The organism is Pasteurella skyensis, assembly GCF_013377295.1.
Lineage (GTDB): Bacteria > Pseudomonadota > Gammaproteobacteria > Enterobacterales > Pasteurellaceae > Phocoenobacter > Phocoenobacter skyensis.
This window is the reverse complement of record NZ_CP016180.1, coordinates 883524-898021: the sequence shown is the minus strand read 5'-3', so window position 1 is coordinate 898021 and position 14498 is coordinate 883524. Positions and strand designations below refer to the sequence as shown.

Below are 14498 nucleotides of genomic sequence, written 5' to 3'. Positions count from 1 at the left end.
TTATTTTTTATTTGCTACTATTCAAGATATAGGATACTTAAGGGGTAAAATGTGAAAATAGGTAAAAAATTTAATACTTTCACTAAAAGTGAGTATTTTTATTATATAGACAATCGCAAAAAATATACTGATTTTAATGAACTTGGTTTATATCGTTCTATTTGTGAAAATGACAAATTAGACTTAGCCGATAAAATTGAAATACGAGATTATGCCAATCAATTCTTTTCAAAAACTTTTGAGTTTTATCAAGTGAAAGACCCTGATACCTATTTTGCTTTGACCACATTGGGAATGAAATTAACCGACGTTGAAAAAAAGCAGGTTATGTCAAAAATTTATGAAAATCAACAAAAAATTCTTAAGAAGAAACGCATAAAACATAGGAATTTTGGTATTTACTCAAAAGATACTTGTGGGAATGAACATTGTCATCTGAATGGAATGATGACAAAACAATATGAATGGTATTTGAATGATTGTAATCAAATGGGATATGATTATTATAAAAGTGAAGGTAAAAAAGAAAAATCACAACGTTTAAAAAAAGAACGTAAAAATATCAAACAAATAATTGATGAGAATTTACAAGAATGAACACTATGGAACCCCAATTTAGATGTGGAACAGAAAAGGCAATTAGAGAATTGTCAATTAAGTTTAATTATCCCTGTCATAAAGGTATGCAAGATTGGGCGTAGTATGAAGTTGCTAACCCAAAAGATATAGAAAATTATTTTAGTTCTTATAAAGAAGAGACAGATGAAGATAAAAAGTTTGTTTTAATGGAAATGATGCTTCAAGCGTTGGACGAAATTGAAAATCAAGAAGAATTTCACAAAAATTGGAGTATTTTAAAATCTATCATTAACCAAGATTTTTCTATTCACGAATACACCATCTATTATTGGTGTTTTTGGGGTTATCAAGAGTCAGATTGTTGGGAAATAACTTTGTATATAAGACAGTTATGGAAAGAAATTAAAAATAAATGCACAACAATGTAAATACATATATTTATCAAAAGTTTAAGCCTACTCTGCTCTGTGCTATTCGTAAATATAAGAAATAGGAATGAATAAGATGATAACGAAACAACAGGCACAAAACAAAATAGAAAAATTATTAAAAAGTAAATTTAAAGATCAAATTGTTATTATTGAAGAGGCTACTCTTATTATGATAAATTAAAGGATTTAGAGAATAAATTTTATGATTTACAAGAAGAAATACCGTTAAAAGATATTTTATTTAAATATGTAAAAAAGAATATAGAACAGTTTGTAGAAATATAACAAATAGTATAATCGTATATAATAAATAGTTGCATTAGACATCAACTTAAATATTAAGAGACTTTAAATTATGGGACATAATATTGTAGCTTTAATCACAAAACAAAAGCCAATAAAAGAAAAATTAGAATTTATAGAAATGCCTAACTTTGTTGAAAAAGGATTTTACATTATACCATTAAATGCTTGTCATTCTATTTATTTAGAAAAAAAGTGGGGCATTTATTTGGAGGAGGATGAAGAGTATTTTGGTGGGTTGGGAAATATTATTTATCTTAAAATCATTGAAAAAATTGCTATTGAGATTGGCATAACGGATTATGCACTTATTGGAACTGATTATTTTGGTGGAATAGGAAGTCAAGCAGCCAAGGTTTATAAAAATTCAAAACAAATTACTATTAAAAATGCTAAAAATTATGATGAAAATTGTTTAGTGGGTGTTGATATAAATTCGGCATTGAGAGCCATTGGTGTAATTAAAGAACATTATAAGGACGAATTTGACACAATAAATTTAAGTCATTATAGATGTTTTGAAAAATATTATGAGAAATATGAAAAGTATTGTGAAGAGTAAAATGGCACCTATTTATCCCCCTACTGATCAGTCACTTAAATTAGTGGCGTGATTTTGGTAAAGGCATTAAATTTATCATAATATAGTGGTAAAATGTACGTTATCATTTAATATATAGGCATGATAAAAATACATCTTATGCATTAATTTACAGGATAACTAAATGAATATACTACAACCAAACTCCCCTGCCCCACTTTTTACACTTTTAGATCAAAATGAAAAAACGGTCTCATTAGCAGATTTTAAAGGTAAAAAAGTCTTAGTTTATTTCTATCCAAGAGCGATGACACCAGGTTGCACGACTCAAGCTTGTAATTTGCGAGACAACAAAACAGAATTAGACGAATTAAACGTGACAGTGTTAGGTATTAGCCCTGATTTACCTCAAAAATTGGCTAATTTTGAGCAGAAAAAAGAATTGAATTTTACGCTACTTTCCGATCCTGATCATAAAGTTGCCGAAGATTTTGGTGTTTGGGGTGAGAAGAAATTTATGGGAAGAACCTTTGATGGCGTTCATCGTATCAGCTTTTTGATTGATGAAAGCGGTATCATTGAGCAAGTTTTTTGCAAATTTAAAACTAAAGAACATCATCAAGTGGTAATGGATTATTTGAAAGGAAAAATGCTATGAAACAAAAAGCGATTTTCCTCGACCGTGACGGTACATTAAATATAGATTATGATTATGTTCATAAAATTGATGATTTTGATTTTATTGAAGGGGTCATTCCAACCTTAAGAAAATTCAAAGAAAAAGGCTATTTATTGGTTTTAGTTACCAATCAATCTGGTATTGGTCGTGGTATTTTTACAGAAGAGCAATTTTTAGAATTAACTCAATGGTTTGATTGGTCTTTAGCAGAACAAGGCATTGATTTTGATGGTATTTATTACTGCCCTCATCACCCTGAAAAAGCCTTAGGTGAATACAAACAGGAATGTGATTGTCGCAAACCAAAGCCAGGAATGTTCCTTCAAGCAATTAATGAGTTAAATATCGATCCTGCTCAGTCATTTATTGTGGGTGATAAGCTAAGTGATATTCTTGCAGGTGAGAATGCAGGCGTTAAAACCAAAGTGCTTGTTAGAACAGGGCATAAATTAACAGAAGAAGGTATTACAAAAGCAGATTATGTGTTGGATAGTTTGGTGGATTTGTTAGAAATAGTATAATATGTCCTTATAAAAATTTAATTATGTTTTAGGATAAAAAATGGCTCTTTTAAAGATACTTTTAGTCTATTTTAAAGTTTGGTGGATTCCTATCCTTTTTTATTTAGTGCCATTTTTTTATTTAATTTAGGAAATACTTTTAAAAGTAATTTACTATTAGAGTGGTCTGATATTACTTTTTTAATTAATTTTTTAGGAAGTTTTATTGCTGCAATTAGTATAATATGGAAAAAACCATGCTTTTCTTTATTGCAAATTATATTTTCTCTTTTCTTTCTCCATATTATTTTAGTTATAGATTTATTTGGTGCCAGACCTGATTATTATGGTGTCAACAAAGAAATTCCTGAAAATATAGAAATAGGTCACCCAATATTATATAAATCATGCCCTACCCTTGAAGAATTAAAAAAATCTGATCTAATTATAGCTGATTCATTTCAAGGTGGACTATATACTTATTTTACAGATTATCAACCTACAGAAACGGGATATTTCTATCTTAAAGCCTTCGAAGTCACGTCAAATGATTCCCTTTCAGATAAAAGGTTACCACATCAATCTAAAATCTTAGTGAATGATCTTACTCGTAATGAACTTTATTCACTTGGAAAATCATTTACTATTTATGAAGGATCTTGGGGAGATTATTATGGAGCAAGATTTGAGTTATGGTTTGTTCCATCAAACGGTAATCCTGAATACAAAATTACAGAGCGAAATTATATTATTGAAGGTTGGCAAAGGTAATGATCTCTACATTTATTCTTTGCTATTCTTTTAAAGTATCTTTACTATCTCTCAATTAGGCTTCTTTATGAAAATATTAAAAAAGATATCTTTGATAATATAATTTATGAATTAATCTTATCCAAGATGTCTTTTTAATTTTTATATTCTATACCTAAACACAACTTATATTTATAGGCGTAACCTGATAATCTTTTTGTTTCTGCTCAGCAACCCATAAATCATAAGTGGCTTGTTGATGTAACCAACTTTCAGGGCTAGGACTATTCTCCCCTAACCATTTATGTAAACGAATTGCCATATCCGCACTTATTGCAGATTTGCCATTTAGTAATCGTGACAATGTAACTCTGTTTACGCCTAATTGCTTTGCTGCCTGTGTGACACTCAAACCAAGTTCGGGTAAAATATCTTCTCGTATCATCTCTGCTGGATAAGGGGGATTATACATCTGCATTTTTTCTCCTTAATGATAATCTTGATAATCAACAACCTGTGCGTGTCCATTTTCTATTTTAAAAGTAACTCGCCAATTTCCATTTACTTTAACACTCCAATGGTCTTTTAAATTACCAGATAATTGATGTAAATTTAAACTTGGTACATTCATATCTGTTGGACAAGTCGCACTATTCAATCTTGCTAAAATACGTCTTAATTTTCCTGAATGAGCAACTACAATCCCTGCTGTACTTCCCGTTTTATAAAACTTTTCTAGCCCTTTATGTTTAAATGAAATAATCATTATACACAACCTTTACTTATAATAAATTGTAGCCTACAACACTACACAAGGCAACCGTTTTATATTGTGCCGTAAAAAATAAATGATTAAATTATTTAACCTTATTTTCTCGATAAAGGTCGCAAAAATAACATTACAAAAGCACTTCTTCATTGACATAGTGTGAGTTTTAGATAAAGTATTAACGCTATTTGTAAATAAGCTTATCATTAAATAGAAAGGTATCTTTATGAAAATACTACGCAAACTTATTTTAACTTTCTCATTTATTCTTACTACCTATATCGTTGTTTCCCTCAATTTATATAATTTACTAAAATCACTTAATCCCCAATAACTTAAATTTTGTCTTTGTAAATACCTAGATTTTAATTTTTGTTCAAATCTTGCTACGCCATTCTGTTTACAATAATTAATAACTTTTAAAAGATGTTTATATTCAGGCGACCGATCACCAAATTTATTCTTAATTTTATGTAATGAATGTAATTCTAATTCAAAGGCTTTATTGTAAACGGAAGGATAAATAAGATGGACATTGCCCTTTTTTGATAGCCAATCAACTGTTTGACCATTTGTATGACGTCTTGCAACTGAATTTCTATAATTTAAAGAAGCTAAACCTGATAAATAATGCTCAACATTACCCTGCCCAACCGCTCTATTTTCAGTGATGTGTAACTCTTTAATAATCGCACCATCAGAAAATTTTTTAACTTTTGTGCCGTCTTCTGATTGACCCAAAAAAACCTTAGTGCATTTTGTAAAATTAGGCAATCCTAACTCAGTCAAAATAGAATTAAAGCAATTTACACAAGCATCAACTGTTGTTAATCCAAAAAGGTTTTCTAATCGTCCCCAACGGCTAGGGTTTCCGCTCATCGTCAATTTATAACCATTTATTTTTATAGAGACAACGTCGCAAAAACTACCAACGTGCCGAAAAGTAGGAATGCTAACAGTCTCCTGTAATTGACCAGTTTGTAAAGAGACACCAACGAAGCCAAAATCACCCAACAAAGGTAATTCGTGGTCAAAAGCCTGTTCTATTTTTAGCCAATCAAAAAACATAAAGTGATATTTATATACCGCATACAAACATACAATAAATAAAAATTAGCATATTTATCTTCTGTATGCAAGCATATATTAATATGCTATACAAAAAAATATATAATAATTATTTTAAAAATATCTAGAGAACAAAAATGAGAAAAGATACATCTGTAAGAATAAACGCACAAAGAAGAAATAAATTAGAAATATTAGCTATCGAAATCAGTCACAAAAGTGGGAAACTTACAAAAATGAGCGATATTGTAAACCACTTATTAGACAATTATCTAAACGAGGCTAAACAGGACCTAATACATAAAGAAAAATCCGAAAAAAAGACACAAACAAATACATAAAAAGGTCGGAAAACCGACCTAAAGTTCGGGTGTAACAGAACTCCCGAACTTATTCGCACGTTTTTTAAACAAATCACTAACGAAAAAATAAAGAGCGTTTTGGTTTAATAGGGGGTGATTATCTTGTTGTCACCCTTAAAAACAAATTAACGCACAAAAACAAAAAAGGTCTAATAAAGACCTGCAAGTTACGCTCCGCTATATCAGGGGGAATTTTTTGCAAAATACCCCCCAATACCCCCCATTTTTATCATAAGCTGCACTTATTAGCAGCACTTCTTAACACATTGATTTTAAAGAAATAAAAAAATCGACTTTTTTAACATCGCATAATACAAATTATGTATAAATTCTCGTGCTATGCCCCAGGGGGGATTATATAGCACTCGAATTCAACATAATCACGATACATTATGCGAAGTTAAGGTTATATAAAATGACTGTATAAAACTGTAGGAAATTTGAATATGTTATTCTTTGAAATTGGCATTATGATTAATTTATGTTTTATGGCATATTTAATTGTATGCTTCGTGCATTTAGTAAAACATAAATAATTAAATAATATAGCGGTACGATCCTGTAAAAAATTTGCAAATTTTTACTTACATCATACCGCTTCTTTTCTTTCTTATTTACTTATAATGTTGATAAAACTTATTATTAAATAATTCGTCTGGATCATACTTCAATTTTAACTTGAAAAAGTTTTGACCTTGAGGATACACTTTATTAAACAACGGCTTATCAATATGCAATCGATAAGGTAAATAATAGGTACCTTCCATTTCAAGGGCAATGTTAACCAATGCTTTGGTCAATTTTTGCATTTCTAATTCATCTTCTTGAGATTTCTTTTGATTAAATAAAAATACAAAACCAAACACATTTTCCCTTGCGTAATTTAAGTAGCTATCATTATCTTGATAAACATTACGTATCGTAATATTCAGTAAATCAATCTGTTGATTAGGTAAAACTGTTTTAAGGGCGTTAATGTATTTTGTCACATTGCGTTCAGGTATAAAATATTCGTGTAAAATGTCCGTTGAATGATTGTCTTTATTTTCAATTAATTTTACATTGTCATTTAATAAATCATTACGAGAAAAAACGTGATTTTCTGTAATTTCATTCATTCCTTTTTCCAAATCCCAACGTAATCGCTTACCATATTCACTGTTTACACTGCTTCTAAAAACAAGGCGTTTCGCTTCTGTACTTTTGGCACTTCCCTGCTCTAAAGGTAACGGTTTTTGATCCACCTGCTCAAAATAATTCAAGGTCGCCTCTTCTAAAAACGCTTTATTAGAAATACGTAATCGCCCAAAAGCGAGTTTTACTTTAGGATTATCTGAAACAAACTTTTTATATTCTTTAACATAATTTTCAGGTTTTAAACGCAGTGATTTAAACTGTAACGCCTCGTTATCCACTACTTTAAGTTTTACATCAAGAATAATCCCAAATAAACCATAGCCACCAATCACTAAACTAAATAATTCAGGATTTTCAGTGCGACTACAATTTAAGATATTTCCATTATGATCCATCAAGGTAAATGAAATTACACTAGAAGAAACAGGAGGTGAGTCTTTTTGCCAACCGTGACCGTTCACGCTAATAGAACCGCCAATTGAAAAAGAGCTAAACGCCTGCATTACCGCAATGGATTTATCAAATTGATCTAAATAATTCAACGCCTCTTCCCACAATGCCCCAGAACCAATGGTTAAAATATTATTCGTGGTATCTAATTGCATTTGATTATAAGGACGCATATTTAGCACAATACCGTCAGGATACATCGTATGCCCACCCATACTATGCTTGGCACCTGCCATTGAAATAGCTTTGTGGTTTGTTTTCGCATACTTAAGAATATCTTTTAGTTGGCTGATTATAGCCTCTTTAGACTGTGCCACATCAATGATTTGATCAACCTTTGTGAGATTTAATTCACTAGCATCATTGGTATAGCCTTTAGGAATTTCAACCTTGCTATTATCTTCATTCAAATACGTTTTAATTAAATGAAAAGCGGGAATGGAAATAAAAATAATGAATAATGCTGTTAATACATAGAAGAGAGATTTTTTGTTTATCATTTTAGAAAAAAGTTAGATTATATGTAGATGGATTATAGGGCTTAAATCTCAATTTTGCACTTAGTAATTTGCAAATTTTGAGTAAGATCGTACCGCTTGGTTTTTGATGTGATCTGTTATCTATGCTAGTATCGTTGAAGTTTTAATACTTTTATGAGAAAAAAATGAACACACCCCATACTACACAAGCCCCCACAGTTAAACAATTCCGCCACAAAGCTGAAATGCCCTTACTCATACTTGGATACGTACTCACAGCATTAGTGACCGTTGGGTGTCTGATTGTTATCGCTAATGGTGGCGAGCTAAAAGATTGGTCAACAGGTATATTAATGGGTTTACTTTCCCCTGTTGCTGGTATCTTTTTTGTACGTTTTATGTATTACAAAAAAGTCAGTAACGGTATCGAAATGAGTAAAAAGCAATTTCCTAAACTCTATGAAATGTACCGAGAACTTGCACTGCAAATGAGCTTTGATGAGGATCCCAATAGTAAAAACGCTATCCCTCCACTGTACCTTGTCAATGGTAATGGTGTGATGAATGCCTTTGCATCAAAATGTGCTTTATATGAAAAATATGTCGTACTGCACAGTGATATCGTTGATATTGCCTACGTTCACGGCAATTTTGGTGCATTGCGATTTATTCTAGCCCACGAATTAGGACACGTTAAATGTGGGCATATTAATTTGCGTCGTTTGATATGTGCACCGATAATGACGGTATTATTTTTGAATAAATCACTGACCAGAGCCCAAGAATATACTGCCGATAGAGTAGCGTGTTACTACGCCCCTGACGATGTAATGGGTATGCTTTACCTATTTGCAGGTAAAAATTTAGGTAAACACATTAATATTGACGAATATTTCAAAAACATTGAAAAATATGAAAATAATTTATGGTTAAAAATCGTCAATTTCCGTAGCGATCACGCCGTTGGTTATCGCCGTATGCGAGCCTTAAAAGACAGTCAAACCAAAAGTTGGGACGTTCACGGTAAAATGTTGTAGTAAAAAACATCTTTGCATAGTCCTAATTCGTACTATAATGGTACTAATTAGGACTATTTTTATATTTAAGGCACTCAATAAAGCATAATAAATCATAAATATTATTCTTAAGCGGTATGATCTTTCAATAATTTTGCAAATTTTTGATTTGATCTAACCGCTTGATTTTTATACATCCCAATTTAATCAAGAATAATAGTCAATTTGAACTCCTTGATCATTTATAGTATCGTACTAAAAACACCCAAAGGATATAAATATGCATATACAAATTAAAGGCAAAGCTACTTTTGATGAATATTTAGAAGTACAAAAAATCTTAAAAGGAAAAAGAATGCTGATAAGCCAAAGCATTATCTTTGTCTGTGGTGTAGCCTTATTAGGTATTGCTTTATCATTGGGAGAATTATCTGGATTTTCTATCGCATTTGGGTGTATGGGATTAGTTTATATTCTCTATTCCTTGATTTTTATTCAAATCAGATTTTGTTATGCGATTAAGAAACATTGGAAAAATTATCCTAAAATGCATAAAGAAATGAATATAACGATTCTTGATGATGGAGTTCAATCCCTAGATGATAAAAATAACCCGTCACATCTTAATTGGAGTAACTTTATCAATATAAAAGAAAGTGAGCATCTTTTCTTACTTTATTTATCACCCTCACTTTGTATTTTTATTCCTAAAAGACTTATTTCACCACAGGAAATAGAACCACTACGCCTATTTCTGTTTTCACAAATTACACCTCAATCTAACTAAGGAGATATTTATGACTGTTATCGGTAAAAGAGATGAAAAGCTTGAAGCGAAATTGCTTGAATTAGATCTGCTCGCAGATGAGCCTTATGAAAATAAAGATTGGGATAAATGTATCGAGATTTATCAACAAATGTATGACTTAATCCCAGAACCCAAAGATGAATATGAAAATGCACATTGGGTTTATAGTGGGTTAGGTAATTTTTATTATGAAAAAGGCGATATCGATAATGCTAAAATTTTTAACCAAAAAACCCTTTCATTAAATGTTTATACGGGTAAATATAAACAAGAAATGAACTCGTCAACAAACTGGGAAATGGGAAAAATTATTTTTGATGAAGGTGATGAAGAAAAGGCATTAGAATATTTTGCAGCAGCGTGGGGATTACGTGATCTAAACAAAAAAGAGAAAAAATATAATGATTTTGTTAAGCGCAATATTGAAAAAGTAAAAGAATTACAAGCCAGCTTTAATAAAGCAACGCCTGTTCAAACAGCACAAACGCCGAGTTTAAGCTTAGATTTTTTAAATACCCAATATAAAGACGAATGGGTTGAACTCATTTATGAAAATATTGGTAAAAAACTCAAAGAATTTGCTACAAATGAAGATGGATTTAACGCCATTACCCATGCAGAACGCTTACTTTGTACTGTAAAAAATTTCGATGACCAAAGAAGTGTCGGCGGATTTTATGATTTTTATGAATGGCAATATTATTTAGTAGATCATATAGAAGAAAGCCTAAAAATTATTGGAGCTAAAAAACATTTAACTGTGGTTAAAAAAGCAAACAAAATTTATAAACAAATCCAAAAAATTATCTATGATAATAATTTAGAAGATAATGAATATATCGAAGTGGATGGTAATTATGAAGAATTTGACGAAGCTCTAGATAAGATAGAGGAAAAACAATTACTTGCAGATATTTTAGATGACTATGTGAAGAAAAATATTGAAAAGTTTGTTTGTGATTAAAAATGAGATGGAATAATGAAAAATTTATTTTTAAACTTACAAGCAATAGTAGGAATAGCTCTTCTATTCGGGTTTATTTTGTTTTTTATATCTAATAAAAGGCAAAATAAATCTATCAATAAACACATAAAAGCATTAGAAAAACAATTTAGTGAAAATCTAGAAAAGTATAATGGACAAAATTTCTTCTGTTATAACGACAGAAAACAGCAACATCTTTTTATAGAAAATGAAATTTTACCCTATTTAGCTCACAACATTTCTATTATCTATTTGGATAAAAATAGACAAATACATTCAACAGAAGATCCAAGTTTTTCTTCAAACTTACTTTTTCATTTAAAAAACTATAATAAGTTTCCACACTTATTAAAAATAAGAGAAGGCAAAATAATTGATAAATCTATCAATAATACGTTTTTTAGTGTTGTTAATCAGGCTTTAGATAAAAAAGTGTTATTCAATGAAATGAATGCTTTTTATAACGATAAATGAATACACAAGCGGTAAGATAATGTTCAAAATTTGCAAAATCAGGAAATAAAAAATGAAAATAAGTAAGAAAATGATAAAAATATATGAAGAGTGTATTGAAGAAATAGATTTTCCTTTTTCATTAGATGAAGTAATTAAAATAATGGAAGCCTATAAAAAAGGTGATAAGAAAGCTATTTTACCATTAATTACTAATATTGGGATTTATTGTGAATTTAGTTATATAGACGATTTCTTTAAAGCAGGAAAAATAAAAATTGATGTTTATCAGTTAGTTAAAGACACTGAAAATGTCGCTTTTTTAGGGGTTGTTATAAAAAGTTGTCTTTTTAGTGAAGTTATTGCAGGAGTCATCAATAATAATGATTATTCGGTGCTTGATAAATTTAGAGAGTATTATTTACAATCTAATGAACAAGTTAATTTGATTGAATATCTTTTTAATTTTAATATAAATTTACCTGCAAATATTAATGAAGCTATTATCGATTTTGATTTAAGTTGTATTGACCTTGGTATAGATAATCCTGAAAGCATAGACCCTTTTAGAACCAATTTTGCAGATGTGATTTATTTCCTTATTCCATCAAATAATACAGGTGCAAGCATCAACAAAGAACGAAATAAAAAATTACTTGATTTTGTATTACCTTATGCCCCTAAAAACCCCTTAATTTATTGGAATAGTTACTGTTTAGCTTCATCTATTGGTGATATTGATTTAGCGTTTAAGTGTATTGAAAATACGTTAATTCACAAACTTGAATATCACACTTTATTAAGACTAGTTGATGAATTACAAAGTGATTGTCCTGAAACACAATTATTAGCCAAAGATCCACGATGGGAAGCCTTTAAAACTAATTTTATAAATCAAGTAACAGAAAGAAATAAACCGCCAAAATGGATACCACAAGATGCAAAATTAACGCGAGAACACAGTTGAAATGTATGGATTTTAGATACCGAAACAGAGTATAAAAAATGGACTGAAAGTGGTAGGTTAATAGAACATAGAACTGAAAAAGAAGAAAAAATATGGTTTGATAATGGTCAATTGTATGAGCATAAAATTTTTAAAGAAAACCATACAAAAGAATGGGTACCTAAGTATACTTTTTATGACTACACAGAATGTGTATTATGATGGACAAATTAGAGAAAATGGCACAAAACTCGTATATAAAAACATAGGTGAACGCATTATCTATCGTCATCCCAAAGCTAAGGATTATAATGATGACGAGGAATTTGAAGAACATCAATGGAAAACAATGATTAAATATAGTGATGACTGGGATTTTGGAGAAAATCAGTGGAAAGTAATGATTAAATATACTGATGAAGGCAAAATAATTTCATATCATATCTATGATAAAAACAACAATATTGTAGATGAAATGATTTTTGATAAACCCATTACATTATAGTTTAAAAATAAGGTAACGATGAAAAAACAACTTATACAAAAGGCAACAAAAGATAAGCCTTATTTACTTATAAATCATAAGTATATACAAATTTATACTGATGGAGGTAAAGTATATCAACAAGAGCAAATAGTTGATGTTATCGCGGGGAAGTTTATTCAAAGAATAACAGAAATTCCCAATGCCGATCCTTATTCTTTAAAGCGAATGAAATGTGGTACATTAAAAGATAAAAATAACGTTTTTGCCACTCGCCTTACTAAAAACTCACCACCTGAAACAATAAAAACAGAATTTGGTGTTATAAATAATCCTAATGCAATATATGAATATTATGCAATTCCAGGAATTGATGGTAAGAGTTTCAAGGCGATTAAAGAAGAATACGATACGATTTATTATCAAGATAAAAATGCTATTTTTTATGGCTTTGAGAAAATGGAAAACGCCGATAGAGAGAGTTTTGAATATTTAGATTTTTGTTACGCCAGAGATAAAAATTTTGTTTTTTGTAAAGATAACGTGATAGAGATAGATACCCATAACTTTAAACTAAATAATAATGGATTTATTTATGATGAGAAAAACATTTTTCATTATGAACATCAAGTATTTTTAGATGCCAAGACTTTTGAGGTGTTAGGGGCAGTGAAAGGTACTTATGATGGTGTGAGTGCAGAGGGTTTTATATTTAATGGTACTTTTATTGTAAAAGATAAAAATGGCGAGTATCTTTATGATAGTAAAACTAACCATTTAACGAATAAATAGCGGTCAGATTTTATTTAAAATTTACCAAAACAATACATAAGGCGGTATAAAATGAAAAAATTATGGTTGTTTCTTTTTGGTTTAGTCGGTTGTCAAAGTGTTTTATTTGGCAATGGATTAGGAATAGGAATAAAAAAATTAAATGTAAATGAATATTTTAGTGATCCTAAAGCAATTGCATTAGCGAATGCAGCGGTTAAAGGTGATATTGTAAAAATTAATGCCTTAATTGATAGTGGAACGCCTGTAGATATTCAAGGTGTTGGTGGGGTCACACCATTGTGGTGGGTGGTACTCAATCGTGGTCGCCACGGATATGCAGCAATGGAAACCTTACTCAAAAGAGGGGCGAATCCTGATGCTCGAGTGACGCAAATGAATTCCACCATGTTGGATATATTTGCTTCTGGAACTGTTCCTGAATTGATTGAACTGTTCGTTAAGAATGGGGCAGATATGTACTGGACAGATAGAGAGCATGGTAGGAGATTTCCTCCTATAGCTGATAGCTTTGGCTTGAAAAACTTTGAAAATGTCAAAACGTTTTATAAATTAGGTTTTGATATGAATTATAAGAATTACTGCGATGTTCCGTTGTTATATGAGGCTATTATTTCTGGTGCTTATGACATTGCTATCTGGATGATAGAGGATTTAGGAGTAGAAACTGATGGATATAGTAAAGCTGGAGAAAATGTTGCTCATTTAGTACAAAGTGAATACGAGGACGCGTGGGGAATCGAAAAAAGAAAGTTAGCACATCTTATGGAATTACTTAAAGCAAGAGGAGCAAAATTCCCTGCTATTTCACCACCAGAATATAGAAAACTACATAATATTAAAAAGGTATGTTTATAATAGTTCTGCAAACAAGCGGTAAGATAACGATCAAAATTTGCAAATTTCTAACAAAATCATACCGCTTTACATTTTGATACTTAACGTGTTAGATTGAATTGCAAATTA

General features: G+C 30.3%; 19 protein-coding genes. 15 read left to right on the top strand and 4 right to left on the bottom strand.

The window, feature by feature from the left end; genetic code table 11:
• Positions 1-51 precede the first annotated feature (51 nt).
• The 6 genes from A6B44_RS04295 (at position 52) to A6B44_RS04270 (ending at position 3804) form a co-directional block, all read left to right on the top strand.
• On the top strand, positions 52-597 hold the full coding sequence (locus tag A6B44_RS04295) for a hypothetical protein (protein ID WP_090922689.1): 546 nt from the start codon (positions 52-54) through the stop codon (positions 595-597).
• A 188-nt stretch (positions 598-785) separates the two neighbouring features.
• Positions 786-1007, top strand: coding sequence for a hypothetical protein (locus A6B44_RS04290; RefSeq protein WP_090922687.1), 222 nt, complete (start codon positions 786-788; stop codon positions 1005-1007).
• A 358-nt stretch (positions 1008-1365) separates the two neighbouring features.
• A complete protein-coding gene (locus A6B44_RS04285; protein ID WP_090922685.1) occupies positions 1366-1875 on the top strand; it encodes a hypothetical protein in 510 nt (169 codons plus the stop codon).
• 163 nt (positions 1876-2038) lie between these two features.
• Positions 2039-2512, top strand: a complete 474-nt coding sequence (gene bcp / locus A6B44_RS04280) for a thioredoxin-dependent thiol peroxidase (RefSeq protein ID WP_090922684.1) — start codon at positions 2039-2041, stop codon at positions 2510-2512.
• Entirely contained in the window at positions 2509-3054 is a 546-nt protein-coding gene (gene gmhB, locus A6B44_RS04275; RefSeq protein WP_090922682.1) for a D-glycero-beta-D-manno-heptose 1,7-bisphosphate 7-phosphatase, read from the top strand. Before bcp ends, gmhB begins: the two co-directional genes overlap by 4 nt.
• A gap of 81 nt (positions 3055-3135) precedes the next feature.
• Positions 3136-3804, top strand: a complete 669-nt coding sequence (locus tag A6B44_RS04270; RefSeq protein ID WP_090922680.1) for a hypothetical protein — start codon at positions 3136-3138, stop codon at positions 3802-3804.
• A 154-nt stretch (positions 3805-3958) separates the two neighbouring features.
• Here A6B44_RS04270 and A6B44_RS04265 read toward each other — a convergent pair whose 3' ends face one another.
• The 3 genes from A6B44_RS04265 to A6B44_RS04255 form a co-directional block, all read right to left on the bottom strand.
• On the bottom strand, positions 3959-4261 hold the full coding sequence (locus A6B44_RS04265; RefSeq protein WP_090922678.1) for a HigA family addiction module antitoxin: 303 nt from the start codon (positions 4259-4261) through the stop codon (positions 3959-3961).
• A gap of 9 nt (positions 4262-4270) precedes the next feature.
• Entirely contained in the window at positions 4271-4549 is a 279-nt protein-coding gene (locus A6B44_RS04260; RefSeq protein ID WP_090922676.1) for a type II toxin-antitoxin system RelE/ParE family toxin, read from the bottom strand.
• 279 nt (positions 4550-4828) lie between these two features.
• Complete coding sequence (locus A6B44_RS04255) at positions 4829-5620, bottom strand: phage/plasmid replication domain-containing protein (protein ID WP_090922674.1); 792 nt, start codon at positions 5618-5620, stop codon at positions 4829-4831.
• Between the two features lie 137 nt (positions 5621-5757).
• Here A6B44_RS04255 and A6B44_RS04250 point away from each other — a divergent pair, with 137 nt between their 5' ends.
• A complete protein-coding gene (locus A6B44_RS04250; RefSeq protein WP_090922672.1) occupies positions 5758-5961 on the top strand; it encodes a hypothetical protein in 204 nt (67 codons plus the stop codon).
• 635 nt (positions 5962-6596) lie between these two features.
• Here the strand turns inward: A6B44_RS04250 and A6B44_RS04245 are convergent.
• Positions 6597-8069, bottom strand: coding sequence for an FAD-binding protein (locus A6B44_RS04245; protein ID WP_090922670.1), 1473 nt, complete (start codon positions 8067-8069; stop codon positions 6597-6599).
• Between the two features lie 164 nt (positions 8070-8233).
• On the opposite strand from A6B44_RS04245, the gene A6B44_RS04240 reads away from it, so the two are divergent.
• The 8 genes from A6B44_RS04240 to A6B44_RS04205 all read left to right on the top strand — a co-directional run bounded on the left by A6B44_RS04240 (position 8234) and on the right by A6B44_RS04205 (position 14390).
• Positions 8234-9085 (top strand): M48 family metallopeptidase, encoded by an 852-nt coding sequence (locus tag A6B44_RS04240; RefSeq protein ID WP_090922668.1) that lies wholly within the window; start codon positions 8234-8236, stop codon positions 9083-9085.
• 259 nt (positions 9086-9344) lie between these two features.
• Positions 9345-9851, top strand: coding sequence for a YcxB family protein (locus A6B44_RS04235; protein WP_090922666.1), 507 nt, complete (start codon positions 9345-9347; stop codon positions 9849-9851).
• A gap of 10 nt (positions 9852-9861) precedes the next feature.
• Positions 9862-10836 (top strand): DMP19 family protein, encoded by a 975-nt coding sequence (locus A6B44_RS04230; RefSeq protein ID WP_090922664.1) that lies wholly within the window; start codon positions 9862-9864, stop codon positions 10834-10836.
• Between the two features lie 15 nt (positions 10837-10851).
• On the top strand, positions 10852-11331 hold the full coding sequence (locus A6B44_RS04225) for a hypothetical protein (RefSeq protein WP_090922662.1): 480 nt from the start codon (positions 10852-10854) through the stop codon (positions 11329-11331).
• 52 nt (positions 11332-11383) lie between these two features.
• Positions 11384-12277 carry a hypothetical protein gene (locus A6B44_RS04220; RefSeq protein ID WP_090922660.1) on the top strand — a complete coding sequence of 298 codons (894 nt, stop codon included), beginning with the start codon at positions 11384-11386 and terminating at the stop codon, positions 12275-12277.
• A gap of 175 nt (positions 12278-12452) precedes the next feature.
• Entirely contained in the window at positions 12453-12761 is a 309-nt protein-coding gene (locus tag A6B44_RS04215; protein ID WP_143054832.1) for a hypothetical protein, read from the top strand.
• A gap of 18 nt (positions 12762-12779) precedes the next feature.
• Entirely contained in the window at positions 12780-13532 is a 753-nt protein-coding gene (locus A6B44_RS04210; protein WP_090922657.1) for a DKNYY domain-containing protein, read from the top strand.
• Between the two features lie 51 nt (positions 13533-13583).
• Positions 13584-14390 (top strand): ankyrin repeat domain-containing protein, encoded by an 807-nt coding sequence (locus A6B44_RS04205; protein WP_090922655.1) that lies wholly within the window; start codon positions 13584-13586, stop codon positions 14388-14390.
• Positions 14391-14498: the final 108 nt, after the last annotated feature.

Coding starts and splice junctions, on each gene's coding strand:
- A6B44_RS04290 (WP_090922687.1), top strand. CDS start 786: ATGGAAATGATGCTTCAAGCGTTGGACGAAATTGAAAATCAAGAAGAA.
- A6B44_RS04285 (WP_090922685.1), top strand. CDS start 1,366: ATGGGACATAATATTGTAGCTTTAATCACAAAACAAAAGCCAATAAAA.
- bcp (WP_090922684.1), top strand. CDS start 2,039: ATGAATATACTACAACCAAACTCCCCTGCCCCACTTTTTACACTTTTA.
- gmhB (WP_090922682.1), top strand. CDS start 2,509: ATGAAACAAAAAGCGATTTTCCTCGACCGTGACGGTACATTAAATATA.
- A6B44_RS04265 (WP_090922678.1), bottom strand. CDS start 4,261: ATGCAGATGTATAATCCCCCTTATCCAGCAGAGATGATACGAGAAGAT.
- A6B44_RS04260 (WP_090922676.1), bottom strand. CDS start 4,549: ATGATTATTTCATTTAAACATAAAGGGCTAGAAAAGTTTTATAAAACG.
- A6B44_RS04255 (WP_090922674.1), bottom strand. CDS start 5,620: ATGTTTTTTGATTGGCTAAAAATAGAACAGGCTTTTGACCACGAATTA.
- A6B44_RS04250 (WP_090922672.1), top strand. CDS start 5,758: ATGAGAAAAGATACATCTGTAAGAATAAACGCACAAAGAAGAAATAAA.
- A6B44_RS04245 (WP_090922670.1), bottom strand. CDS start 8,069: ATGATAAACAAAAAATCTCTCTTCTATGTATTAACAGCATTATTCATT.
- A6B44_RS04240 (WP_090922668.1), top strand. CDS start 8,234: ATGAACACACCCCATACTACACAAGCCCCCACAGTTAAACAATTCCGC.
- A6B44_RS04235 (WP_090922666.1), top strand. CDS start 9,345: ATGCATATACAAATTAAAGGCAAAGCTACTTTTGATGAATATTTAGAA.
- A6B44_RS04230 (WP_090922664.1), top strand. CDS start 9,862: ATGACTGTTATCGGTAAAAGAGATGAAAAGCTTGAAGCGAAATTGCTT.
- A6B44_RS04225 (WP_090922662.1), top strand. CDS start 10,852: ATGAAAAATTTATTTTTAAACTTACAAGCAATAGTAGGAATAGCTCTT.
- A6B44_RS04220 (WP_090922660.1), top strand. CDS start 11,384: ATGAAAATAAGTAAGAAAATGATAAAAATATATGAAGAGTGTATTGAA.
- A6B44_RS04215 (WP_143054832.1), top strand. CDS start 12,453: ATGACTACACAGAATGTGTATTATGATGGACAAATTAGAGAAAATGGC.
- A6B44_RS04210 (WP_090922657.1), top strand. CDS start 12,780: ATGAAAAAACAACTTATACAAAAGGCAACAAAAGATAAGCCTTATTTA.
- A6B44_RS04205 (WP_090922655.1), top strand. CDS start 13,584: ATGAAAAAATTATGGTTGTTTCTTTTTGGTTTAGTCGGTTGTCAAAGT.